At 72.2% G+C, this 24,008-nt stretch carries 18 protein-coding genes; 9 read left to right on the plus strand and 9 right to left on the minus strand.

Annotated elements, in window-relative coordinates:
* Nucleotides 1-13: 13 nt before the first annotated feature.
* The 4 genes from QRN89_RS18090 to QRN89_RS18105 all read right to left on the minus strand — a co-directional run bounded on the left by QRN89_RS18090 (nucleotide 14) and on the right by QRN89_RS18105 (nucleotide 4,146).
* Nucleotides 14-385, minus strand: coding sequence for a hypothetical protein (locus QRN89_RS18090; protein ID WP_290350463.1), 372 nt, complete (start codon nucleotides 383-385; stop codon nucleotides 14-16).
* Between the two features lie 129 nt (nucleotides 386-514).
* On the minus strand, nucleotides 515-742 hold the full coding sequence (locus QRN89_RS18095; protein ID WP_093653705.1) for a DUF6458 family protein: 228 nt from the start codon (nucleotides 740-742) through the stop codon (nucleotides 515-517).
* A 110-nt stretch (nucleotides 743-852) separates the two neighbouring features.
* Entirely contained in the window at nucleotides 853-2,166 is a 1,314-nt protein-coding gene (locus QRN89_RS18100; protein WP_290350464.1) for a M18 family aminopeptidase, read from the minus strand.
* A gap of 153 nt (nucleotides 2,167-2,319) precedes the next feature.
* Nucleotides 2,320-4,146, minus strand: a complete 1,827-nt coding sequence (locus QRN89_RS18105; protein WP_290350465.1) for an acyl-CoA dehydrogenase — start codon at nucleotides 4,144-4,146, stop codon at nucleotides 2,320-2,322.
* A gap of 358 nt (nucleotides 4,147-4,504) precedes the next feature.
* Here QRN89_RS18105 and QRN89_RS18110 point away from each other — a divergent pair, with 358 nt between their 5' ends.
* From QRN89_RS18110 to QRN89_RS18120, 3 genes are all read left to right on the plus strand, one after another.
* Nucleotides 4,505-5,002 (plus strand): SseB family protein, encoded by a 498-nt coding sequence (locus QRN89_RS18110; RefSeq protein WP_093653707.1) that lies wholly within the window; start codon nucleotides 4,505-4,507, stop codon nucleotides 5,000-5,002.
* 202 nt (nucleotides 5,003-5,204) lie between these two features.
* The gene (locus tag QRN89_RS18115; protein WP_290350466.1) at nucleotides 5,205-6,164 is read left to right on the plus strand and encodes a pirin family protein; all 960 of its coding nucleotides are present in this window, start codon (nucleotides 5,205-5,207) and stop codon (nucleotides 6,162-6,164) included.
* A gap of 184 nt (nucleotides 6,165-6,348) precedes the next feature.
* Nucleotides 6,349-7,452 (plus strand): AI-2E family transporter, encoded by a 1,104-nt coding sequence (locus tag QRN89_RS18120; protein ID WP_290350467.1) that lies wholly within the window; start codon nucleotides 6,349-6,351, stop codon nucleotides 7,450-7,452.
* Here the strand turns inward: QRN89_RS18120 and QRN89_RS18125 are convergent.
* Nucleotides 7,374-9,566 (minus strand): ATP-binding SpoIIE family protein phosphatase, encoded by a 2,193-nt coding sequence (locus tag QRN89_RS18125; protein ID WP_290350468.1) that lies wholly within the window; start codon nucleotides 9,564-9,566, stop codon nucleotides 7,374-7,376. The genes QRN89_RS18120 and QRN89_RS18125 overlap by 79 nt on opposite strands.
* 188 nt (nucleotides 9,567-9,754) lie before the next feature.
* Between QRN89_RS18125 and aspS the strand changes: the two genes are divergently transcribed.
* Both aspS and QRN89_RS18135 read left to right on the plus strand, forming a co-directional pair.
* A complete protein-coding gene (gene aspS / locus QRN89_RS18130) occupies nucleotides 9,755-11,542 on the plus strand; it encodes an aspartate--tRNA ligase (protein WP_290350469.1) in 1,788 nt (595 codons plus the stop codon).
* Between the two features lie 332 nt (nucleotides 11,543-11,874).
* Complete coding sequence (locus QRN89_RS18135; RefSeq protein WP_290350470.1) at nucleotides 11,875-12,669, plus strand: hypothetical protein; 795 nt, start codon at nucleotides 11,875-11,877, stop codon at nucleotides 12,667-12,669.
* Nucleotides 12,670-12,804: 135 nt separating this feature from the next.
* Here QRN89_RS18135 and metG read toward each other — a convergent pair whose 3' ends face one another.
* Entirely contained in the window at nucleotides 12,805-14,433 is a 1,629-nt protein-coding gene (metG, locus tag QRN89_RS18140) for a methionine--tRNA ligase (protein ID WP_290350471.1), read from the minus strand.
* 135 nt (nucleotides 14,434-14,568) lie between these two features.
* On the opposite strand from metG, the gene QRN89_RS18145 reads away from it, so the two are divergent.
* Together QRN89_RS18145 and QRN89_RS18150 are read left to right on the plus strand one after the other, a co-directional pair.
* Nucleotides 14,569-15,225, plus strand: a complete 657-nt coding sequence (locus QRN89_RS18145) for a response regulator transcription factor (protein WP_290350472.1) — start codon at nucleotides 14,569-14,571, stop codon at nucleotides 15,223-15,225.
* Between the two features lie 44 nt (nucleotides 15,226-15,269).
* Nucleotides 15,270-16,361 carry a sensor histidine kinase gene (locus tag QRN89_RS18150; protein ID WP_290353756.1) on the plus strand — a complete coding sequence of 364 codons (1,092 nt, stop codon included), beginning with the start codon at nucleotides 15,270-15,272 and terminating at the stop codon, nucleotides 16,359-16,361.
* A 97-nt stretch (nucleotides 16,362-16,458) separates the two neighbouring features.
* On the opposite strand, the gene QRN89_RS18155 is transcribed toward QRN89_RS18150, so the two are convergent.
* Complete coding sequence (locus QRN89_RS18155; RefSeq protein WP_356948641.1) at nucleotides 16,459-18,603, minus strand: VWA domain-containing protein; 2,145 nt, start codon at nucleotides 18,601-18,603, stop codon at nucleotides 16,459-16,461.
* Nucleotides 18,604-18,894: 291 nt separating this feature from the next.
* Between QRN89_RS18155 and QRN89_RS18160 the strand changes: the two genes are divergently transcribed.
* On the plus strand, nucleotides 18,895-20,961 hold the full coding sequence (locus QRN89_RS18160) for a PhoX family protein (protein ID WP_290350473.1): 2,067 nt from the start codon (nucleotides 18,895-18,897) through the stop codon (nucleotides 20,959-20,961).
* A 57-nt stretch (nucleotides 20,962-21,018) separates the two neighbouring features.
* On the opposite strand, the gene QRN89_RS18165 is transcribed toward QRN89_RS18160, so the two are convergent.
* Nucleotides 21,019-21,981, minus strand: a complete 963-nt coding sequence (locus tag QRN89_RS18165) for a hypothetical protein (RefSeq protein ID WP_290350474.1) — start codon at nucleotides 21,979-21,981, stop codon at nucleotides 21,019-21,021.
* Nucleotides 21,982-22,002: 21 nt separating this feature from the next.
* Nucleotides 22,003-23,478: an APC family permease gene (locus tag QRN89_RS18170; RefSeq protein ID WP_290350475.1), complete on the minus strand. Its 1,476-nt coding sequence runs from the start codon at nucleotides 23,476-23,478 to the stop codon at nucleotides 22,003-22,005.
* 119 nt (nucleotides 23,479-23,597) lie between these two features.
* Here QRN89_RS18170 and QRN89_RS18175 point away from each other — a divergent pair, with 119 nt between their 5' ends.
* Nucleotides 23,598-24,005, plus strand: coding sequence for an RNA-binding S4 domain-containing protein (locus QRN89_RS18175; protein ID WP_384858697.1), 408 nt, complete (start codon nucleotides 23,598-23,600; stop codon nucleotides 24,003-24,005).
* The last annotated feature ends 3 nt before the right edge of the window (nucleotides 24,006-24,008 follow it).

The following is a 24,008-nucleotide window of genomic DNA, read 5'->3' on the forward strand; positions in this document are numbered from 1 at the left end:
CGACCGGGCGGGGTCAGTGGAACAGGCCCTGCTCGGTGGGCTCGCGCCCCGCTGCGGCGTCGAGGCAGCCGGTCACCCACAGACCGGGGTTGTGGGTGGCCCGGCGCGCTCCGGCGCCTTCCCGGAGCAGCCGGGCGCATCCGCCGTCGAGGAGTTCCTTCGTCCGCTCGCCGGTGACGTCCGCCTTCCGGATGCGGTTGGCGAGCAGGTAGCCGCCTTCGTAGGCGACGTCGTCGGCCCACGGCGGACGGTCGTTGTAATGGTGGATGAGCAGTCCGGCGAGGGTGACGACGACCGCGGCCGCCGCTGCGAGCACGGCGGCGCGCTTCTTCCGGGACGGGCCCCGATGACGCACGAGGGCCGTCCCCTGTCCCAGGAGAACCATGCGAAACACCCTGCCCGGCAGGGTGTTTCGCAGTTGTCAGCGGATGTCAGGGGATGCCGGCGGACGCCGGCCGGGGTGTGCGGCCGGCGTCCGGGTCCGATCCTCGCAGTGCCGCCGGCCGGTGCCGTGTCAGCGCTCGTAGCCGCTCCGCGGCTCCTCCACCACGGTCGGGGCGACCGGGGGCACGACCGCGCGGCGACGGCGCGCGATGCTGGTGAAGGTGGCGACGCCGATGATGCCGACGGCCATCATGATCAGCCCGACCAGGTCGAGGTTGACGCTCTCGGTCTTCCAGTCGGTCGCGAAGGTGAGAATCGCCCCCGCGCCGATCAGCAGGATGCAGCCTCCCAGGCCCATGATCTCCGCCTCCTGTGTCGATGTAGGACCTCCGGGTACCCCGGTCCGCGACACCTACGCAGGAAAGCGGCCCGGCGCCGGGCGGCTCTCGGCGGAGCGCCGGCGAGAGATCAGCCTTCGAGGAACGCCGCCAGCGCGTTGGCCAGCAGGTACGGGTCGTCCGCGCCGCAGAGTTCGCGGGCGCTGTGCATCGAGAGGATGGCCACGCCGATGTCGACGGTGCGGATCCCGTGGCGGGCCGCGGTGATCGGGCCGATCGTCGTGCCGCACGGCATCGCGTTGTTGGAGACGAAGGTCTGCCACTCGACGCCGGCGCGCTCGCAGGCGGCGGCGAAGACGGCCCGGCCGCTGCCGTCCGTCGCGTACCGCTGGTTGGCGTTGACCTTGAGGATGGGCCCGCGGTTGGGGCGGGGGTGGTGCGTGGGGTCGTGGCGCTCCGCGTAGTTGGGGTGCACGGCGTGGCCGGTGTCGGAGGAGAGGCAGACGGTGCCGGCGAAGGCGCGGGCGCGGTCCTCGTACGTGCCGCCGCGGGCGAACACCGAGCGCTCCAGCACCGATCCCAGGAGCGGGCCGTCCGCGCCGGTGTCGGCCTGGGAGCCGTTCTCCTCGTGGTCGAAGGCGGCGAGCACGGGGATGTACGCCAGGTCGTCCCGGCCGGAGACGGCGGCGAGCGCCGCGGTGCCGGCGTGCACGGACAGGAGGTTGTCCATCCGCGGACCGGCGACGAGTTCGCGGTGGCGGCCGAGGAACGCGGGGGCCTCCAGGGCGTGGGTCATCAGGTCCCAGCCGGTGACCTCGCCGGGTCCGAGTCGGCTCTCCTCCTCCAGGAACGAGATCAGATCGCCTTCCCTGACGGTGTCGCCGAGGCCCCAGATGGGCTGCATGTGCTTCTGCTTGTCGAGCTGCAGCCCCTTCTCGTAGATCGAGCGGTCCATGTGGATGGCGAGCTGGGGCACGCGCAGCAGCGGCCGGTCGATGTTCACCAGGCGGGTGGAGCCGTCCCGCAGGGTGAGCCGCCCGGCGAGGCCGAGGTCGCGGTCGAGCCAGGAGTTGAGCAGCGGTCCGCCGTAGATCTCGACGGCGATCTGCCGCCAGCCGTGCGCGCCCATGTCGGGCTGGGGCTTGACCCGGAGGTTGGGGGAGTCGGTGTGGGCGCCGACGATGCGGAAGGGGGTGTGGGCCGGTGCGCCCTCAGGCACGTACCAGGCGATGATCGCGCCGCCCCGGAGCACGTACTTCCCGCCGCTGGTCCCGTCCCAGGCGTCGGTCTCCTCCACCCGCCGGAATCCGGCCTTGTCCAGCCGCTCGGCGGCGTTCGCCACGGCGTGGTACGGCGAGGGGCTCGCCGCCAGGAAGGACATCATGTCCTCGGTGTGGCCGCGGTCGAAGGGGGCGGGCGACGGGGAGGCTGCGCGACTGCTCATGGTGTTCACCTTAACGAGCGTTCCTCGTGCGGCCGCTCCGCCCGGGGGACGGGCGGTGCGCGGCGCGGCACGGGGCGGTGGGCCCCGGCACGGCGGAAGGCCCGCTCCCCGGACGGGAGCGGGCCTTCGCGGCGGATGCGGTGCGAGAGGGGACTAGAAGGCCGCCTCGTCCAGCTCCATCAGGTCGTTGTCGACGCCCTCGGCGATCTCGCGGGCGAGCGAGACGCCCGGCAGGACGTTGGCGGCGAAGAACTTCGCGGCCGCGATCTTGCCCTGGTAGAACGCCTTGTCCTTGGCGGAGGCGGTCTCCAGCTTCTCGGCGGCGACGGCGGCACCGCGCAGCAGCAGGTAGCCGACGACGACGTCGCCGGAGGCGAGCAGCAGGCGGGTGGTGTTGAGGCCGACCTTGTAGATGTTCTTGACGTCCTCGCCGGTGGCGGTGAGGTCGGTGAGCATCCGGCCGACGATCGCCTCCAGGTCCACGGCGGCCTTGGAGAGGGCGTCGCGGGCGCCGGCCAGCTCCTCGCCGCCGGTGCCGACCGCGAGGAACTTCTTGATCTCCTCGGCCAGCAGGTTCAGCGAGGCGCCCTGGTCGCGGACGATCTTCCGGAAGAAGTAGTCCTGGCCCTGGATCGCCGTGGTGCCCTCGTAGAGGGTGTCGATCTTGGCGTCGCGGATGTACTGCTCGATCGGGTACTCCTGCAGGTACCCGGAGCCGCCGAAGATCTGGAGCGACTGGGCGAGCTGCTCGTACGCCTTCTCGGAGCCGTAGCCCTTGACGATCGGCAGCAGCAGGTCGTTGAGGCCGTGCAGGGACTTGGCGTCCTCGCCCGCGGCCTCCTTGAACGCGATCTCGTCCTGCACCGCGGCGGTGTAGAGGACGAGGGAGCGCATGCCCTCCGCGTACGCCTTCTGCGTCATCAGCGAGCGGCGCACGTCGGGGTGGTGGGTGATGGTGACCTTGGGCGCGGTCTTGTCCATGAAGTTCGCCAGGTCGGGTCCCTGGACGCGCTCCTTGGCGTACTCCAGCGCGTTGAGGTAGCCCGTCGAGAGCGTGGAGATCGCCTTCGTGCCGACCATCATGCGGGCGAACTCGATGATCATGAACATCTGGCGGATGCCGTCGTGCTTGTCGCCGATCAGCCAGCCCTTGGCGGGGTGCTTGTCGCCGAAGGTCATCTCGCACGTGTTGGACGCCTTGAGGCCCATCTTGTGCTCGACGTTGGTGGCGTAGACGCCGTTGCGCTCGCCCAGCTCGCCGGTCTCCCAGTCGAAGTGGAACTTCGGCACGAGGAAGAGGGACAGGCCCTTGGTGCCGGGGCCGTGGCCCTCGGGGCGGGCGAGGACGTAGTGGAGGATGTTCTCCTCCATGTCGTGCTCACCGGAGGTGATGAAGCGCTTCACGCCCTCGATGTGCCAGGAGCCGTCGTCCTGCTGGATCGCCTTGGTGCGGCCGGCGCCGACGTCCGAGCCCGCGTCGGGCTCGGTGAGGACCATGGTGGAGCCCCACTGCTTCTCGACCGCGATCCGGGCGACCTTCTTCTGCGCCTCGTTGCCCTCGTCGTGGAGGATGCCGGCGAACGCCGGGCCCGAGGAGTACATCCATATCGCCGGGTTCGAGCCGAGGAGCAGCTCGGCGTAGGACCAGACCAGGGAGCGCGGCGCGGTGGTGCCGCCGATCTCCTCGGGGAGGCCCAGGCGCCAGTACTCGGAGTCCATGAAGGCCTTGTAGCTCTTCTTGAAGCTCGCCGGGACCGGGGCGGTGTTGGTCTCGGGGTCGAAGACCGGCGGGTTGCGGTCGGCGTCGGCGAAGGACTCGGCGAGGTCGTTCTCCGCGAGGCGGGCGATCTCGTCGAGGATGCTCTTGGCGGTCTCGACGTCCATCTCCGCGAACGGGCCCGTGCCGTACAGCTTGTCGCGCCCGAGGACCTCGAAGAGGTTGAACTCGATGTCGCGGAGATTCGACTTGTAGTGCCCCATGGCGACGGCTCCGTAACGGATCGGGGAGGAGGCAGGGTTCCTCGTACATCTACCAGCAAGTAGCTACGATGATGCTACCCGTCGGTAATAAGAAGCAACCCCTCACGGGTATCTGTGACGCGGCCCGCATCCAAGGCACTTGCGGCCCGCCGACTCACTCCAGACTGTCCCGTTGTCCGGGCCCCGGTCCACACCCCGGCGCAGACCGACCGCGTCCGGCGGGGCGAGGCCCGCGCCCGGCCCTCGCGGGCACCCGCGACGCCCTTCGCCGAACGCGACCAGGGCCGGGGAGCTCGGGGGCTGAGGCGCGACCGGTGGCCGGGCCCGCGCCCGGCGCGGCCTCGGTAGGCTTGCGCCCATGTACGGCTACGACCAGACCCCCGGCGGTCAGCAGCACTACGGCCCTCCGCCGCAGCAGCCGATGTCGGGTGCGGGCATGCCCGGCGCCGGGATGCCCGGAGCGGGCTACGGCGAGCAGCCGCTGTACCCGGAGCCGTCACCCCCCTCGCTCGCCGACGCGGTGCGGGCCTTCACGACGGGGTCCCTCTCCGCGGAGGACTTCCAGCAGGTCTTCGCGACGTCGAAGGTGTACTGCCCGCGCGGCGACAACCCCGGCTTCCTGGCCCTGCACAACACGCAGCAGCCGGTCATCCCGATGTTCAGCTCGCTGAAGGAGCTGCGCCGGTACGCGGGCAAGGAGTCCAAGTACTTCGTGATCACGGGCGCGGAGGTGATCGACCTGCTTCCCACCGGGTACGGCTTCGTCCTCGACATGGAGGGGGAGCACCGGATGGTCTTCGACGCGAAGGCCGTCGAGCAGATGGTCGACTTCGCGATGCGGCGCATGTACGGCTGATCCCCCACCCCCTCTCCGCCTACGACCGGCGAGCACCTCCCGCGGTGCTCGCCGGTCGTCTGTGTGCGGGGGCTCCGTGTGCGGACCCGCCCGTTCCGGGCCCCTCCCGCAGCGGGCGTCCGGGAATGCGTCCCGGGGGATGCGTGTTGAGGGTGGCGAGAAGTTCAGCATTCAACTAATCTGGACGCACAAGGAGGTCCCCATGCCTGCAGTGACTGTCGAGAACCCGCTCACCCTGCCGCGCGTCACCGCGGCCGACGACGCCGTCCAGCGGCCCGTGCTGGCCGTGAGCACGGCGCCCCAGGGGTACGAGGGGGAGGGCTTCCCGGTGCGCCGCGCGTTCGCCGGGATCAACTACAAGTACCTCGACCCGTTCATCATGATGGACCAGATGGGCGAGGTGGAGTACGCGCCGGGCGAGCCCAAGGGCACGCCCTGGCACCCGCACCGCGGCTTCGAGACCGTCACGTACCTGATCGACGGAACCTTCGTCCACCAGGACAGCAACGGCGGCGGCGGCACCATCCGCAACGGCGACACCCAGTGGATGACCGCCGGCTCGGGGCTGCTCCACATCGAGGCACCTCCGGAGGACCTCGTCATGTCGGGCGGGCTCTTCCACGGGCTCCAGCTCTGGGTGAACCTCCCGGCCGCGAACAAGATGATGGACCCGCGCTACCAGGACATCCGCGGCGGCCAGGTGCAGCTGCTGACCTCCCCGGACGGCGGCGCCCTGCTGCGGGTGATCGCCGGCGAGCTCGACGGGCACGAGGGGCCGGGCATCACCCACACGCCGATCACGATGATCCACGCGACCCTGCGGCCGGGCGCGCAGATCACGCTGCCGTGGCGTGAGGACTTCAACGGCCTGGCCTACGTCCTCGCCGGACGCGGCTCGGTCGGCACCGAGCGCCGGCCCGTCCACATGGGCCAGACCGCGGTCTTCGGCGAGGGCGGTGCCCTGACCGTGCGGGCCGACGAGAAGCAGGACGCCCTGGGCACCGGCGACCTGGAGATCGTCCTGCTCGGCGGCCGGCCGATCCGGGAGCCGATGGCGCACTACGGGCCGTTCGTCATGAACACCCGCGAGGAGCTCCAGCAGGCGTTCGAGGACTTCCAGAAGGGCCGCCTCGGCACCGTTCCGGCCGTCCACGGCATGTGAGTCCTCAGGGCCCCGGGGACCGCGACCCGGCAGGCGGGCGGCGGACGCCGCCCGCCCCGGGAGGCCGGGCATCCCGGCCGCACCCCGCCCGACGGGATCCCCCGTCCGCCCTCCGCTGACGGGACGTCACCCGTCCGGACCGGGCGGACGGGACGGGCCGCGCCGGGCGTGATCGGCTGGGACCGTGCCGCCCCAGACCCTTCTCCCCCGGCCCGTGCAGCGCCTCGCCGCCTGGTGCGCCGCCGCGCTGCTCGTCGCGGGGGTCGCGGCCGTCGGCGTCTGGCTGATCGTCGAGTTCAAGACCGCCGTCACCCCCCTGCTGCTCGCGCTGCTCGGCACGGCGCTGCTCGGCCCGCTGCACCGGCGGCTGATCAGGATGAAGGTGCAGCGTTCCCTCGCCGCCGGGATCACCTGTGCGGCCGTCGTCGCCGTCGTCGGCGGGGCGATGTACATCGTGGTCAACGCGCTGATCGAGTCCGGCGACCAGATCATCGCCTCCCTCAAGCGGGCCGCGGCCGACCTCGCCCGGCACTTCGGCGCCGCCGGCACCTCTCTCGACGACCTGACCACCAACTCCAAGGAACTGCTCTCCAAGTTCGGCGGGACGGCCGCGTCGGGGGTGATCTCCGGCATCAGCGTCGTGGGCGAGACGATCGCCATCGCCGTGCTGGCCCTGCTGCTGATCTTCTTCTTCCTCCGCGACTCCGACCGCGCGGTCTCCACCCTGCGCTCCCTCGTCCCGCAGTCCACCGGGGACATGACGGAGGCGATGGGGCGCCGGGCCTTCGAGGCGGTCGAGGGCTTCATGCGCGGTACCACGTTCATCGCCCTGATCGACGCCGTCTGCATCACCGTGGGCCTGCTGGTCCTGCGGGTGCCCGGTGCGGTCGGGCTGGGCGCACTCGTCTTCGTCTTCGCCTACATCCCCTATCTGGGGGCGTTCATCTCCGGTTCGATGGCCGTGCTCGTGGCGCTCGCCGACCGGGGCTTCGTGATCGCGCTCTGGGCGCTCGGCGTCGTCCTCGCCGTGCAGGTGCTGGAGGGGCACGTGCTCCAGCCGATGATCCAGAGCCGCACCGTCCAGATGCACCCGGCGGTGGTGATGCTGGCGATCACTGCGGGTGCGGGCATCGCGGGCATCCTCGGGATGCTGATGGCCGTGCCGCTGACGGCGGCCGCGTTCGGGATCGTCGGCGAGCTGCGCAGCCGCTACGAGGCCGTCGGCGAGCCCACGCAGGGGCCCGGCGGCACCGCTTCCGGGGGCCCTTCCCCGGACCCCGGCTCGTAGAGCTCGAACCAGATCGACTTGCCCTCGCCCCTCGGGTCCACACCCCACAGGTCGGCGAGCATCTCCATCAGCACCAGCCCCCGGCCGGACGACGCCAGCTCGCCGGGACGCCGCTTGTGCGGCAGCTCGTCGCTCGTGTCCGAGACCTCCACCCGCAGCCGCCGGCAGCCGTGCTCACCGACCGCCTCCGCCACCATCAGCGCGTCCCCGTCGGTGTGCACGAGCACGTTGGTGACCATCTCGGAGACCATCAGCACGGCCGCGTCGATCTGCTCCTCGTCGGCCCAGTCGTGCAGGAGGTCCCGCATCTGCCGCCGCGCCACCGAGATCCGCTCCGGTTCCGCCTGGCACACGGTGAGGACCGAGCGCCGCGGGGCCCGGCGCGCGGGCCTGCCGTGCCGGGACAGCAGCACGACCGCGATGTCGTCCTCGCGCCGGTCCGACAGCGGGCCGGTGGTGTGGTGCGAGGCCGGCCCGTGCACGGCCTGCACCAGGGCGTCCGCGAGCTTCTCCAGCGAGCCCGCCTCGTCCCGGTGCTCCTCCAGCACGGCCCGGATCCGCTCCCACCCGCTGTCCAGGTCGTGGCCGCCCGTCTCCAGCAGCCCGTCCGTGCAGATCATGATCGTCTCGCCGGGCTCGAGCACGATCTGCGTCGTGGGGTAGTCGGAGTCCGGGTCGATCCCCAGCGGCAGACCGCCGGCGGTGGGACGCAGGATCACCGTGCCGTCGGCCATCCTGATCGCCGGATCGGGGTGCCCGGCCCGGGCGATCTCGATGGTGCCGGTCGCGGGGTCGCACTCCAGGTAGAGGCAGGTCGCGAAGCGGGGGGCGGTGTGGCCGCCCACGGGGTCGCCGTCGTCGTACGCCTCGCTCTCCGTGTAGTCGTGCAGCCCGGCCAGGAAGCGCGAGGCCCGCGCCAGCACCGCGTCGGGGCGGTGGCCCTCGGAGGCGTAGGCGCGCAGAGCGGTGCGCAGCTGCCCCATCAGCCCCGCCGCCCGCACGTCGTGGCCCTGGACGTCGCCGATGACCAGCGCGATCCTCCCGCCGCCCGGCCCCTCGGGACGGGAGCCGCCGCCGGGCAGCGGGATGAGGTCGTACCAGTCGCCGCCCACCTGGAGGCCGCCGCCGGTCGGCACGTACCGGGCCGCCACGGACATGCCCGGGATGCCCGGGCCCAGCGACGGCATCATCGAGCGCTGGAGGCCCAGCGACAGCTCCCGTTCGTTCTCGGCGACCCCGGCGCGGGCCAGCGCCTGCGCCAGCATCCGGGCCACCGTGGTCAGGACCGAGCGCTCGTCGGGGGTGAAGGCGACGGGATGGCTGAACGCGGCCATCCAGGTGCCCATCGTGCGGCCCGCGACGATCAGCGGCAGGAAGGCCCACGACTGCCTGCCGTAGACCTCGATCAGCGGCCACATCGTGGGGTAGCGGCGGCGGTAGTCCTCCGGCGTCGGCACGTAGAGCGCCCGACCCGTGCGGATGACCTCGGCCGCGGGGTACGCGGTGTCGAGCGGCATGTCGGCGAGCGGTCCGGCCTCGTGCTCGTCGTAGCCGTGGTGCCCGAGGACCCTGAGCCGGTCCGCCCTGACCCCGAAGACGGCGAGCCCGTCCGGGGAGAAGCCGGGCATCGACAGCGAGGCCGCGACCCGCAGCACCTCGGCGGTGGACCGGGCCTCGGCCAGCGCACGGCCCGCGTCCAGCAGGAACGCCTCCCGCGAACGCCGCCAGTCGCCGGTCACGGGGGTGTGCGCGCTCGTGCCCGGCTGCGGCTCCGGGACCTCCTGGATCGTGCCGAACAGGTGGTAGCCGTCGCCCTCGACCACCGGCTTGGAGCGGCTGCGCACGGTGCGCAGCACCCGCCCCTCCATGTCGACGACCCGTACCCGGGACTCGGCGAGGGTCCCCTCGGCCACCGCGAGTCCGATGATGCCGCTGACCTCGTTCCAGTCGACGGGGTGCAGACGGGAGCGCACTGCCGAGGTGGTGTACGTGCCGCCCCCGCCGGGCAGCCCGAGCAGCCGGGCGGCCTCCGCGTCGAGGCTCACCGTCCCCGACGCGTTGTCCCAGCGCCACAGGCCGGTCGCCGTCGCGGCCAGGACGTCCTCGGTGCGCATTTTCCTACTGTATTCAGGTTGCTCCGGCCCACACCCGCTGGGTCGGAGGGCCCGGCCGGTCACCGGCGATCCGCCGTTCCGCCGGGCCGCGCGGCACCGCGCCGTAATCCGGGAGGGCGACCATGGGCCGGGCGGTAACCTGGGTGGGTCCGCCCACATCCCCCATCGCGAAGACTGGATGAACGACGATGCATCGGTACAGGTCCCACACCTGCGGCGAGCTCCGCGCCTCTGACGTCGGCACCGACGTCCGGCTGAGCGGCTGGCTGCACAATCGCCGAGACCTGGGCGGCATCCTCTTCATCGATCTGCGCGACCACTACGGCCTGGTCCAGCTCGTCGCCCGGCCCGGCACCCCGGCCAACGAGGCCCTGAGCCACCTCACCAAGGAGTCCGTCGTCCGCGTGGACGGCAAGGTCTCCGCCCGTGGCACGGACAACGTCAACCCGGACCTGCCGACCGGCGAGATCGAGATCGAGGTCACCGACGTCGAGGTGCTCGGCTCCTCCGCGCAGGTGCCCTTCACGATCAACACGGACGACGGCGTCAACGAGGAGCGGCGCCTGGAGTACCGCTTCCTCGACCTGCGCCGCGAGCGCATGCACCGCAACATCATGCTGCGCACCGCCGTCATCTCCGCCATCCGGCACAAGATGACCGCGCTCGGCTTCAACGAGATGGCCACCCCGATCCTCACCGCGACCTCCCCCGAGGGCGCCCGTGACTTCCTGGTGCCGTCCCGGCTGAACCCCGGCAAGTTCTACGCGCTGCCGCAGGCCCCGCAGCAGTTCAAGCAACTGCTGATGATCGCGGGCTTCGACCGCTACTTCCAGATCGCGCCCTGCTTCCGTGACGAGGACGCCCGCGCCGACCGCTCGCCCGGCGAGTTCTACCAGCTCGACATCGAGATGAGCTTCGTCGAGCAGGAGGACGTCTTCCGTCCGGTCGAGAAGCTGATGACCGAGCTGTTCGAGGAGTTCGGCGGCGGTCGCCACGTCACCTCGCCGTTCCCGCGGATCCCCTTCCGCGAGGCGATGCTCAAGTACGGCTCCGACAAGCCGGACCTGCGGGCGCAGCTGGAGCTCGTCGACACCACCGACGTCTTCGAGGGCTCGGAGTTCAAGGCGTTCGCCGGGAAGCACGTCCGCGCCCTGCCGGTGCCGGCCGTCCAGGACCAGCCGCGGAAGTTCTTCGACCAGCTCGGCGAGTACGCCGTGGAGCAGGGCGCCAAGGGCCTGGCCTGGGTGCGCGTCGGTGACGACGGCACGCTCTCCGGCCCGATCGCCAAGTTCCTCACCGAGGAGAACGTCGAGGCCCTCACCGAGCGCCTGGGCCTGAAGCCCGGCCACGCCGTGTTCTTCGGCGCCGGTGAGTTCGACGAGGTCTCCAAGATCATGGGTGCGGTGCGGGTCGAGGCCGCGCGCCGCTCCGGTCACTTCGAGGAGAACGTCTTCCGGTTCTGCTGGATCGTCGACTTCCCCATGTACGAGAAGGACCCGGAGACCGGGAAGCTCGACTTCTCGCACAACCCCTTCTCCATGCCGCAGGGCGGCCTGGAGGCCCTGGAGACCCAGGACCCGCTGGACGTCCTCGGCTGGCAGTACGACATCGTCTGCAACGGCGTCGAGCTGTCCTCCGGCGCCATCCGGAACCACGAGCCCGACATCATGTTCAAGGCCTTCGAGATCGCGGGCTACGACCGTGAGACCGTCGAGCGCGAGTTCTCCGGCATGCTCCGCGCCTTCCAGTACGGCGCCCCGCCGCACGGCGGCATCGCCCCCGGTGTCGACCGCATCGTGATGCTGCTGGCCGACGAGCCGAACATCCGCGAGACCATCGCGTTCCCGCTGAACCAGAACGCGCAGGACCTGCTGATGGGCGCCCCCGCGGAGGTCGAGGAAGCCCGCCTGAAGGAGCTGCACATCGGCATCTACAAGGGGCCGGCGAAGCCGACGCCGTACAAGCCCACCAAGTGACGCCGCACCGGCACGCCGGCTGACGAGTCCGACGGCCGACCCCGGCCCCACGGCGGCGCGGGCGCGGTGAAGAACCCCGCAAGGGCCCGGAACCATCAGGTTCCGGGCCCTTCCGCGTTGTTTTCGTGCTCCTTCCGAGTCGTTCACGGCGCCGTGCCGACGACGGGCGGCTCGGCAGCGGGAATGCACGCGAGGAGCCGTCGACGGCCCACCGGGACCCGGCCAGGCGCGGGACGCGCCCGCAGGGGCCGCCCGGTCCGCACGCGTCGTGCGGGACCGCCCGGACCGTCCGGCCGCTCGCACGCACGAGGATCACGAGAGGACATCGCGGAGTGCTCAGCACCGTACTGACCAGAGCAGCGCTGCCACTGCTGGCCGCCGGACTGCTGCTCGGGGGCTGCGCGAAGCCCTCGGCGCCGCCCCCGGCCGCCGGCCCCCTTCCCGCGGCGCCGGACGGCGGAGCGCCGCACGCCGGCCCGCCGGGTTCGCACGCGGGACCGCATGCCGGCCCGCCCGCCGCGGACCGTGTGGGGCCCGCCGGACTCCCCGGGGTCGGCCCCAGGACCAGTGAGCTCGTCCCCGACGGCACCCACCAGGCCTTCGTGGTGAGAGGGAGGTCCACGAACTCCAGCGAGTCCACGGCCACGCTCTACGAGCGCGACGAGGAGAAGGTCTGGAGGGCCGTCGCCGGGCCGTGGCCCGCGCGCAACGCCCTGAAGGGGTGGACCGACGAGCACTGGGCCGGCGACCACCGTTCGCCGATCGGCGTCTTCGGGCTCACCGACGCGGGCGGGCGGCTGCCCGACCCCGGCACGAAACTCCCGTACCACCAGTCCGAGGAGTTCGTCGCCGTCGGCACCGGCTTCCGGGGCGAGACCCTGCGGGGGTCCTTCGACTACGTCGTCGCGATCAACTACAACCGGGAGTCCGGACTGACCCCGCTCGACGAGCGGCGGCCCATGGGTTGGGACCGAGGCGGCGGCGTCTGGATCCACGTCGACCACGACGGCCCCACCCAGGGCTGCGTCTCGCTCGGACTGGACCGGATGGCGGACCTGCTGCGCCTGCTGGACCCGGACAAGCGGCCGGTGGTGGTGATGGGGGACAGCGTCTCACTGGCGCGCTGACGGCCCGGCCCGCAGCCGGGCCCCGGATACGCGGACGGGCCCGGGAAACCGTGTTCCCGGGCCCGTCCGTACGCTCCGGCGCGCGTCGCGCACGCGGCCGGTGAGTCGACGGCGCGTAGCGTCCGCGCCGGCCGCTCAGGCCTTGCTGGGCTCCTCGAGACGCGGGAAGAGCACCGCGCCCTTCGTCACCGTCGAGCCCGCCGGCAGCCCGCCCCACTCCGCCGCGTCCTGGACCCGCTGGTCCGCGAGGGCGCCGAGCGACGCCTCCGCGCCCAGGGAGTCCCACAGCTTCTGCGAGGTGTCCGGCATGACCGGGTTCAGCAGCACGGCCACGGCGCGCAGCGACTCGGCGGCCGTGTAGAGGACGGTCGCGAGGCGGGCACGGCCCTCCTCGGATTCGTCCTTGGCGACCTTCCACGGCTCCTGCTCCGTGATGTAGCCGTTGACCTGCTTCACGAAGTCGAAGACCGCCAGGATCCCGCCCTGGAAGTCCAGCTCCTCGCCGATCTTGCGGTCGGCCTCGGCCACGGCCTTCGCCAGGCCCGCCCGGACCGCCTTCTCGGCCTCGCCGTCGGCGGATGCCTCCGGCAGCGAGCCGCCGAAGTACTTGCCCACCATCGCGGCGACCCGCGACGCCAGGTTGCCGTAGTCGTTGGCGAGCTCGCTCGTGTAGCGGGCGGAGAAGTCCTCCCAAGAGAACGATCCGTCCTGGCCGAACGCGATCGCCCGCAGGAAGTACCAGCGGTACGCGTCCACGCCGAAGTGCGAGGTCAGGTCCTGCGGCTTGATGCCCGTCAGGTTCGACTTCGACATCTTCTCGCCGCCGACCATCAGCCAGCCGTTGGCCGCGATCCTCCCGGGCACCGGGAGTCCCTGCGCCATCAGCATCGCGGGCCAGATGATCGCGTGGAAGCGGAGGATGTCCTTGCCGACGAGGTGGACGTTCGCCGGGAACGTGTCCTCGAACTTCGCCGGGTTCTCGTTGTAGCCGACCGCCGTCGCGTAGTTCAGCAGGGCGTCGACCCACACGTAGATGACGTGCTTCTCGTCCCACGGGATCGGGATGCCCCAGTCGAACGTCGACCGCGAGATCGACAGGTCCTGCAGCCCCTGCTTGACGAAGTTCACCACCTCGTTGCGGGCGGACTCGGGCTGGACGAAGCCGGGGTTGGCCTCGTAGAACTCCAGCAGCTTCGGGCCGTACTCGCTGAGCTTGAAGAAGTAGTTCTCCTCCTTGAGGATCTCCACCGGCTTCTTGTGCACGGGGCAGAGCTTCTCGCCGGCGAACTCGCCCTCGCCGTCCAGCAGCTCGCCGGGGAGCTTGTACTCCTCACAGCCCACGCAGTACGGGCCCTCGTAGCCGCCCTTGTAGATCTCGCCCTTGTCGTACAGGTCCTGCACGAACTCCTGGACGCGATCCGTGTGCCGGCGCTCGGTGGTGCGGATGAAGTCGTCGTTCGCGATCTCCAGGTGCTCCCAGAGGGGCTTCCACGCCTCCTCCACGAGTTTGTCGCACCACTCCTGCGGGGTGACGCCGTTCGCCTCCGCGGTACGCATGATCTTCTGACCGTGCTCGTCCGTGCCGGTGAGGTACCACACCTTCTCGCCGCGCTGACGGTGCCAGCGCGTGAGCACGTCGCCTGCGACGGTCGTGTAGGCGTGGCCCAGGTGAGGAGCGTCGTTGACGTAGTAGATGGGGGTCGATACGTAAAAGGCCTTCACGCCTTCGCTCGTCCCCTGCTTCTCGGATCCAGTGGCCGCCATGGTCGAAATCCTAACGGCCGCCGGAAGATCGACTCACACGCACAAAACGGGTCCACCCGACCGGGGCCACCGCCGGAAGGCACCGCTCCGCCGGTGGAGACGTTCCCGAAACATCCGTTCCGGTAGGAAGGGGGGATGCGGGTACTGGTCGCGGAGGACGAGGAAGTGCTGGCGGCCCTGGTCGCCACCGGGTTGCGGAGGGCCGGTTTCGCCGTCGACACCGTCCACAGCGGTGACGAGGCCCTCGCCCACCTGTGCCTCCACGACTACGACGTGGTGGTCCTCGACCGCGACCTGCCCCGGCTGCACGGGGACGACGTCGCCCGCGAGTTGGTCTCCTCGGCCTCGACGACCCGGATCCTGATGCTGACGGCGGCGGCGTCCACGGAGGACCGGGTGGCCGGACTCGACCTGGGTGCCGACGACTATCTGACCAAGCCGTTCGAGTTCCCGGAGCTGGTCTCCCGCGTCCGGGCCCTGCGGCGGCGCAGCGCCCGGCCCCCGCTCCCCCCGCTGCTGGAACGGCACGGGGTGCGACTCGACACGGTGCGGCGCACGGCGCATCGCGACGGCCGGGACCTGGAGCTCTCCCCGAAGGAGTTCACCGTCCTGCAGATCCTGCTGGAGGCGGACGGCGCCGCGGTGTCCGCCGAGGAACTGCTGGAACGGGCCTGGGACGCCCACGCCGACCCGTTCACGGCCGCGGTGCGGGTGTGCATGAGCAAGCTGCGCGGAAAGCTCGGGGAGCCGGGGCTGATCCGCACCCTCCAGGGCGTGGGATACGTGCTGTGACCGGCCGCCTCGGTACCGGCTCCACGATCAGGACCCGGATCGCGATGGTCTACGGCGCGGTGTTCCTGGTGTTCGGCGCCTGTCTGCTGGCGGTCGTGAACCTGCTGGCCAGGGCCGGTACGAGGGACGAGGCGGCGTCGATCGCCGCGCGCGAGGCCGGCGCGCCGCAGCCGGCGGTGACCGTGCACCGGCTCTCGGACCTCACCGGCACCGTGAGCGACGCGGCATCCGAGCAGATGCTCGTCTGGTCGGCGTTCGCGCTGCTGGGTACGGCGGTGTGCGCGGTGGTCGTGGGGTGGTGGACGGCGGGACGGGTGCTGCGCCCGGTCCACGCGATGACCGCCAGGGCGCGGCGGCTCTCCGAGCACACCCCCGCGGGCGTCCCCCGGGGCGAGGGCTGGGGAAGGATCGCCGTGCGGGGCCCCGACGACGAACTCAAGGAGCTCGGCGACACGATCGACGGACTGCTGGCCCGGCTGGAGAAGGCCCTCGACAGCCAGCGCCGGTTCGTCGCGAACGCCTCGCACGAGCTGCGGACGCCGCTGGCCACCCAGCGCGCCGCGATCCAGGTGGGTCTGGAGGACTCTGACGTGAAGCAGGTCCTGCTGGACACCAATCGCCGCAGCGAGCGGCTCATCGACGGCCTGCTGGTGCTCGCGCGCAGCGAACGTGGCCTGGAGGAGAGGGAGAAGACGGACGTGGGCCTGGGCGGCGTCGTCGAGGAGGAGTGCGCTCGGTACGGCGTCCACGCGGAGGTCACGCGGGCCGGGACGGTCCGGGGCAACCGGCTGCTGCTGGCCCAGCTGGTACGCAACCTGGTGGCGAACGCGGTGGCCCACAACGTCCCGGGCGGGACGGTCGAGGTGTCGGCCGACGGCGGGCTGCTGACCGTCGCGAACACCGGCCCCGTGGTCGACCCCGCGGACGTCGCCGGGCTCTTCGAGCCGTTCCGGCGCGGGGAGGGGCGGGACCGGATGGGACCAGGCGCGGGGCTCGGCCTCAGCATCGTGCGGTCGATCACCGTGGCCCACGGCGGCACGGTACGGGCGGAGCCGGGACCGGCGGGGCCGGGGCCCGGGGGCGGGCTGGTGGTGCGGGTGTCGCTGCCGGTGCGGGGCGGGCGGGGCGAGCCGTGACCGCGGCGGTGAGCCGTGCGGGGCCCGCCCCGCGTGGGGGTTCCCCCGTCCGTGACCGGTGCGGCCGTCGCGGCCGCACCGGTCGGGATCGCGACGGTCAGTCGCCGCGGCGGTCCAGCCACTTCGGGAAGGCACCGAGCAGGCCCTCGTAGAGCTCCTCGTCGGTGAGCTCGCGGGGGTCCGGGCCGGCGTGGAAGAACGCCGCGTTCTCCACGGAGGCGTCGGCATCGAGCTTGCGCAGGAAGTCGAAGCCCTTGGCCTCGTACTCGCCGAACGCGACGAACTGCCAGAACAGCGGCTTGCCGGCGGCGTCCGCCAGCGCCTGCTTGGCGGGCTGCTTGGCGTCGGGTGCGCCGTCGGTCTGGAAGACGACGAGCGCGGGGCCGTCGGCGCCCGACTTCTCGAAGTGCGCGACGACCTCCTCGACGGCCCGGTGATAGCTGGTCCGTCCCATGTGGCCGAGGCCCGCGTGCAGCTCGTCGACGCGGCCCTCGTGCTCGGCGAGCGTCAGCCCGCCGGTGCCGTCGATGTCCGTCGAGAAGAACACGACGTGGACGGACGCGTCCTCGTCGAGGTGGGCGGAGAGCGCCAGGGTCTGCTCGCCGAGCTGCTGTGCGCTGCCGTCCTTGTAGTACGGCCGCATCGACCCGGACCGGTCCAGCACGAGGTACACCTTCGCGCGCGCTCCGGCAGCTCCCGCGCTCTTGAGCACCGCGCCGGCCGCCTTGTACGCCCCGACGAGCCCTGCGGCCCGCGCCTTGACGCGGGCGAGGGAGAGGGCGGGCTTGCCCCCGGCAGGGGTGTCGGCCGGGGTGTCGGACGGGGTGTCGATGGGGGCGGCCGCGGCCGTGACGGGTTCGGCGGTGGGCCCAACCGGCTCGGGCTCGGGCTCGGTGGCCGAGGCGGCGACCGGCTCGGGTTGGGGCTTCGCGGTGGGCTCGGACTCGGTGGCGGAGGCGGCGACCGGCTCGGGCTTCGTGGTGTCGGCCTCGACGGCCTCGACGGCCTCGACGGCCTCGACGGCCTCGACGGCCGTGGTGGCCTCCGTGTCGGGGGCCCGGTCCGCGTCGGCGGCGGGGGCCGTCTCGGCGGGCTCGGCGACGGCGGGCTCGGCGACGGCGGGCTCGGCGACGGCGGGCTCGGGCGTCGTGGCAGCGGCGTCGCCCGTGACGGTCTCCGCCCCGGGGTCCGCTGCCGGGGTCGGCTCGGCCTCGATCGTCCCGGTCGCGGCGTCCGTGTCGGCGGTCGTCGACTCCACGGCGTCGGTGGCGGCGCCTGCAGTGGCGGCCCCGTCCCCGGCCGCTTCGTCCGCCGTGGGGCCGGCTGCCTCGGCGTCGTCGGCGGTGTTCGTCTGCGCTGCAGCCTCGGCAGCCTCCGCAGTCGTGACCGTCGCCTCGGCCGCGACCGGCTCGGCCTGCGCGGCGCCGGACTCCTCCACGCCCGCGTTCGCGTCGGCGGTGGTGGCGTCCTCGTCCGTGGCGGCTTCGGACGTCGCGTCCTCGGCCTCGGTCTTCGTGCCGGCGGTCGCGCCCTCGGCCTCGGACGTCGCGTCGGCGTTCGCGTCGGCGGTGGTGGCGTCCTCGTCCGTGGCGGCTTCGGACGTCGCGTCCTCGGCCTCGGTCTTCGCGCCCGCGCCTGTGGCCTCGGCCTCGGACGTCGCGTCGGCGTTCGCGTCGGCGGTGGCGTCCTCGTCCGTGGCGGCTTCGGACGTCGCGTTCTCGGCCTCGGTCTTCGCGCCCGCGCCTGTGGCCTCGGCCGAACCGGCCGGGGCGGTCCCGGGTGCCGCGCCGTCCGCGTCCTCGGCGGCAGGCATCGGCTCCGGGTCGGCCGCAGGCGTCTCCGCCGCGGGCGTCGCCCGTTCGACGGCGGGCGCGGCCTCGTCCTCGGCGGCCCGGGCGGTCGCGGTCGTGGAGGTGTCCTGCTCCGCGGGCTCCTCCTGCCCGGCCGCGGAGCGTTCCCCGCCCGTGGACGCCTCCGTGTCCGCCGTGTCCGCAGGGTCCGTCGCCTTCTCGCCCACCGCGGCGGGCTCCGGCGTGGACGGCGTCCGGGCGGGCGGGATCGTCGGGCGGGTGCCCGGGGGAGTGTCGAACGCCGCCGCCACCAGATCCGCCGCACGGTCCTGCGGGGTGGGGGCCTCGGCCTGGGGCGGGACGGAGGCGGTGGGGGTCGTCGTGGAGGCCGGTGAGGACGACTCCGTACGCTCGCGTCCAAACACCTTTCGCAGCAAGCTCCGAATGCCCATGGGCGAGGCCTTTCGCGTGAATTGGGTGCGATCAATGTCCGCATTTTCCGGCATTGTCCGGCTCGGCTGTGGCAACGCCGCAGCTCCGGCCGACGCGGACACGTAAGGTTAGCGGCCGCCTCTTCCGGACAGCCGCAAGCCCCTCCCGCGTCAAGAGCGCCCCGGTCGCTCCGGATTCATCCCTCGTTCACCTGGCTGCTGCCGCGCTGCACACATGTGCCCCTACCGTCGCGGCCGGAGACATTCCGACACGATGTCGGCGCGGGGTGCGCCGAGGGGATTGGGGAAGACGTGCGCAGAATCCTGCCGCTCCTGAGCTCGAACCACGCGGGCGGTCGCTCCGCTCTCACCTGCCGCTACCGCTGCGGTGACGCCTGCTTCCACGAGGTGCCGAACACCAGCGACAACGAGTACGCCGGTGACATCATCGCCGGGGCCCTGTCCCGCCGTTCGATCATGCGCACCGCCGCCGTCGTGACCGTCGCCACCGCCGCCGGCGGTGCCGTCATCGCGCAGAACGCGCCGTCCGCGCAGGCCGCCGCGGTGCCCGCAGCGGGCGACGCCCGCCACGGCGGACACGGGGGCGGCACGGCCGACGGCGCCCGCGGTCTGCGCTTCACGCCGGTCGAGCCCAACACCGCCGACAAGGTGACCGTTCCTGCGGGTTACACCCAGAACGTGGTGATCCGCTGGGGCGATCCCATCCTGCGCGGGGCCCCCGCGTTCGACGCGGACCGGCAGACGGCCAGGGCGCAGGCCGGCCAGTTCGGCTACAACAACGACTTCCTGAGCCTGCTCCCGCTGCGCGAGCACGGCCGCCAGGTGCTCGTGGCCAACCACGAGTACACGGACGAAGTCCTCATGTTCAAGGGCTACGACGCCGCCGCCCCGACCCGCGAACAGGTCGAGATCGCCTGGGCCGCGCACGGCCTCTCCGTGGTCGTCGTCCAGGAGGAGCGCAAGAGCGGCAAGCTCACGCCCGTCACCCGCCACTGGCTCAACCGCCGTCTCACGGCCACGAGCGAGTTCCGCCTCACCGGCCCGGCCGCGGGCAGCGACCTGCTGAAGACCTCCGCCGACCCGACCGGCACCAAGGTCCTCGGCACGCTCAACAACTGCGCGGGCGGCACCACCCCCTGGGGCACCACGCTCCACGGCGAGGAGAACTTCAACCAGTACTTCGCCAACGGCACGAGCGCGACGGACAAGCGCTACGGCCTGACCACCGGTGCCACCGAGCGCAAGTGGGAGCGTTTCGACAAGCGTTTCGACGCCGCCCAGGAGCCCAACGAGTCCCACCGCTTCGGCTGGGTCGTCGAGCTCGACCCGTACGACCCGGACTCGACGCCCCGCAAGCGGACGGCCCTCGGCCGCTTCAAGCACGAGGCCGCGCAGCCCCGGCTGACCCGGGACGGCCGCCCGGTCGTGTACATGGGCGACGACGAGCGCTTCGACTACTTCTACAAGTTCGTCTCGTCGAAGCGGATGAAGAAGGGCGACAGCCGGGCCGCCCGCGAGCACAACCTGACGCTGCTGGACGAGGGCACGCTGTACGTCGCGAAGCTCACCGGCGACTCCCCCCAGGACATCGACGGCACCGGCAAGCTCCCGAACGACGGCGAGTTCGACGGCAGCGGCGTGTGGATCCCCCTGGCCACCGGCGACGTCTCGCACGTCCCGGGCATGACCGCCGAGGAGGTGTACGTCTTCACCCGCCTCGCCGGCGACAAGGTCGGCGCCACGAAGATGGACCGCCCCGAGGACGTCGAGCCGAGCCCGCGCACGGGCCGGGTGTACGTCGCGCTGACGAACAACACCGACCGCGGCAAGGCCGGCAAGCCGGGCGCGGACGAGGCCAACCCGCGCAACCTCAACAAGCACGGCCAGGTCCTGGAGCTCGCCGAGCACTGGGACGACCCGTCCTCCGACGGCTTCGCCTGGCGGCTCTTCCTGGTCGCCGGCGACCCGGAGGACCCGGCCACGTACTTCGCCGGCTACCCCAAGGAGACGGTCAGCCCGATCTCCTGCCCGGACAACGTGGCCTTCGACCCGCACGGCAACCTGTGGATCTCCACCGACGGCGCCCAGCTCGGCTCGCACGACGGCCTGTTCGGCGTCGCGACGACCGGTGAGCGCCGGGGTGAGCTGAAGCAGTTCCTCACGGTCCCGAAGGGCGCCGAGACCTGCGGTCCGATCATCCAGGACCGCCGGGTGCTCGTCGCGGTCCAGCACCCGGGCGAGATCGACGGAGCGACCGTCGAGAAGCCCGCCTCGGCGTGGCCCGACGGGCCGGGCCGGGTCGTGCGCCCGTCGGTCGTCGCCGTCTACCGCAAGGACGGCCGCGACATCGGCGTCTGACCCCGGTGAGCCCCGTGGGCCCGGTCGCTCCCGCCGGGCCCACGGGGGACGGGGGCGTCAGTCAGGGTCGGCCGCCGTGCGGAACCGGACGAACTGCTCGGCGGGGTCGCCCGTGTACGACCAGGGGACCCGTGCCGCCCGCGCGCCCAGCATGGTGAACAGCCGGCGCGCCACGTCCGTCTCCCCGGCGTAACAGGCGGCGTGCGTCAGATAGTTCAGCTCGGCCACCTCCTCCGGGAGGACCGGTCCGTCAGGCCGGCCGCCGATCCACCGCTCCCAGGTGCGCCGTACCTCGGTCACCGCCAGTTCGTGCTTCCAGTGCTGGCCGAAGTCGCGTACCGGGGCCCGGCCGCGGGAGCCCTCCGCCACGTAGCGGAACTCCTCCACCCGTGCGATCTGCACGAGCACCGGCAGCGGGGAGCCGGGCGGGGCCGCGCCCGCCGCGTCGCGGGCGACGTCGTACATCGAGCCGTGCGTGCCGTGCCAGCGTGCCGACCAGTAGCGCAGCAACTGCACATGGCCCTCGATGTTGTCCGGGTCCCGCCGACGCAACTCGTCCCACCAGGAGCGCAGTTGGCGCCGCCCTACACCGCCGTCGTAGAGCCGGGCCACCGTCAGCAGCGACACCCAGGGCATGGGGTCGGCGGGCGCCGCCTCGGCGGCACCGATGCAGGCCATCACCGCCACGTCGATCCGGTCGCGGTCCACGGCCGTGCCCCGGCCCCGCGCGATGGCGTCGTCGAAGACCCGGACGACCGCGGTCGCGGCGCGCAGCACGGCCGCGTCGGGGCTGTCGGGTTCGGCCGCCCACCACGCCTCCACGGCCGAGGAACCCGCCGCGGCGTGCGAGAGCTGCCGCAGCCGGTGGGTACGACGCGGCCAGTCCCGCCCGGTGGCGTGCAGCAGGTCGCGCACCCCCTGCCAGCGCCCGATCACGATGTCGTGGCGGGCCTCCGTGAGCGCGCGGTCACCGAAGTCCGGGTCGAAGACCGGCTCGGAACGGCGGCGAGCAGCAACCATGTCCCTGCCTGCTTTCTGCGGTCAGAAGTCCGTCGCCATGGCGTCGCGAGGACCTTCGTGCCGGGTGGAGGAGGCGCCGGAGTACGCGGCCTCCGCCTCGATGGCCCGCGCCGCGTCCAGTTTCGCGGGCCGGTAGTACGTGCTGCCCTGCCGCCAGTACCAGAGCATCGGGACCACCCCGGCCGCCAGTCCGCCGAGGCCGATCACGATCGAGGCGGTGCTCAGCTCGCCCAGTGACTCGAAGAAGATCCAGAACATGAAGGCCGAGCCGAGCAGCGGCCAGGCCCCGCCGAGCAGGAAGTTCTTCACCGACGTCAGCACCATGCCGCGGTACGCGGCGACCGCGGCGAGGCCCGCGAGGCCGTAGTACACCGCGATCTGGAGGGAGATCGCGTTCACGGCGTCGGAGAGCACGTCGCCGACGGAGCCGAGGGCGATCGCGGCGAAGAGCATCACCAGCGCGACCCCGCCCACCACGGCGATCGCGACCCAGGGAGTGTTCCAGCGCTCGTGCACCGTGCCGAGCGCGGAGGGCATCGTGCGGTCGCGGCCCATCGCGAACAGCGAGCGGGTGACCTGGATGAGGGTCGTCTCCAGGGTGGCGACCGTCGACAGCATGACCGCGACGATCAGCAGCTTGCCGCCGACGCCGGGCCAGATCGCGTCGCCCAGCACGCCGAGGACGTTTCCGCTGCCGGTCCGGATCTGCTCCGACGTGAGGACGACGTTGACGGCGACCGTGAACGCCACGAAGAGCAGCAGCACCACGCCGACGCCGACGAGGCTCGCGACACCGGCCGTCCTGCGGCTGTTGCGCGTCTCCTCGCTGAGGTTGCTCGTGACGTCCCAGCCCCAGTAGTAGAACGCGGCGACGAGCGCGCCGGACGCGAAGCCCGAGGCGCCGTCGAAGTGGGAGAAGCCCAGCCAGGACCAGTCGAAGGCGGCCGCCGCACCCTTGTGCAGCAGGGCGGCCAGGAGGAACAGCACCAGCAGCAGCACCTCGACGCCGGTCATCAGCAGCTGCGCCCGCACGGTCAGCCGGGCGCCGCCCAGCACCACCAGCAGCATCACCAGGAACCAGCCCGCGCCGACCAGCGCCGCGAGCGCGGTGTCGTCGGCGAGGCCCGGGTCGAAGAGCGCGAGGGTCATCGCACCGGCCGGCAGGGAGCCGGCCACCATGAAGATCGTCGCGGAGACGACCAGGGCCCAGCCGGAGAGGAAGCCGAGGAACGGGTGGAGCGTACGGCCCACCCAGGAGTAGCTGGCTCCGGCGTTGACGTCGATCCGGCCGAGGCGGCCGAAGGCCAGGACGATGCCGAGCATGGGTATCGCGCAGTACAGCAGTGCGGCGGGACCGGCCATGCCCACGGCGCCGACCAGCACCGCGGTGGTCGCGGCGAGCGAGTAGGCGGGGGCGCTTCCGGCGACCGCCATCACGATGGTGTCGAACGTACCGAGGACGTTGGGCTGGAGCCCTCTGCCGGTGTTGCTGCTCATCGAATGTCCTTGTGTGGCAGGGCATGTGGCGATGGATCAGGGTCTTCGGCCGCGCTGAAGGGGTGGTTCCGCGACGGGGGACGGAGCGCATCGTAGTCGTCCCCCGTACCCTCGGTGGTATGGCGGATGGCTCAGGGGCCCCAGGGGCTGCGGAAGGGACCGTGCGGGTCGACAGCTGGATCTGGTCCGTGCGGCTGACCAAGACCCGGTCACAGGCGGCGACGGCCTGCCGTGGCGGTCATGTCCGGGTCAATGGCGAGCGAGTCAAACCCGCCCACGCGCTGAAGGCCGGGGACGAGGTGCGCCTCTTCCACGCGGGCCGGGAGCGGATCGTGGTGGTGTCCCGCATCATCCGCAAGCGCGTCGGGGCGCCCGCCGCGGTGCAGTGCTACGTGGACAACAGCCCGCCGCCCCCGCCGCGCGAGCTCACCGCCCCGATGGGGGTGCGGGACCGGGGCGCGGGACGGCCGACGAAGCGCGACCGGCGGGAGATGGAGCGCCTCCACGGGCGCGGCACGTCCCGGTGACCG

This window comes from Streptomyces sp. HUAS CB01 (assembly GCF_030406905.1).
In the GTDB taxonomy this organism is placed as follows: domain Bacteria; phylum Actinomycetota; class Actinomycetes; order Streptomycetales; family Streptomycetaceae; genus Streptomyces; species Streptomyces chengbuensis.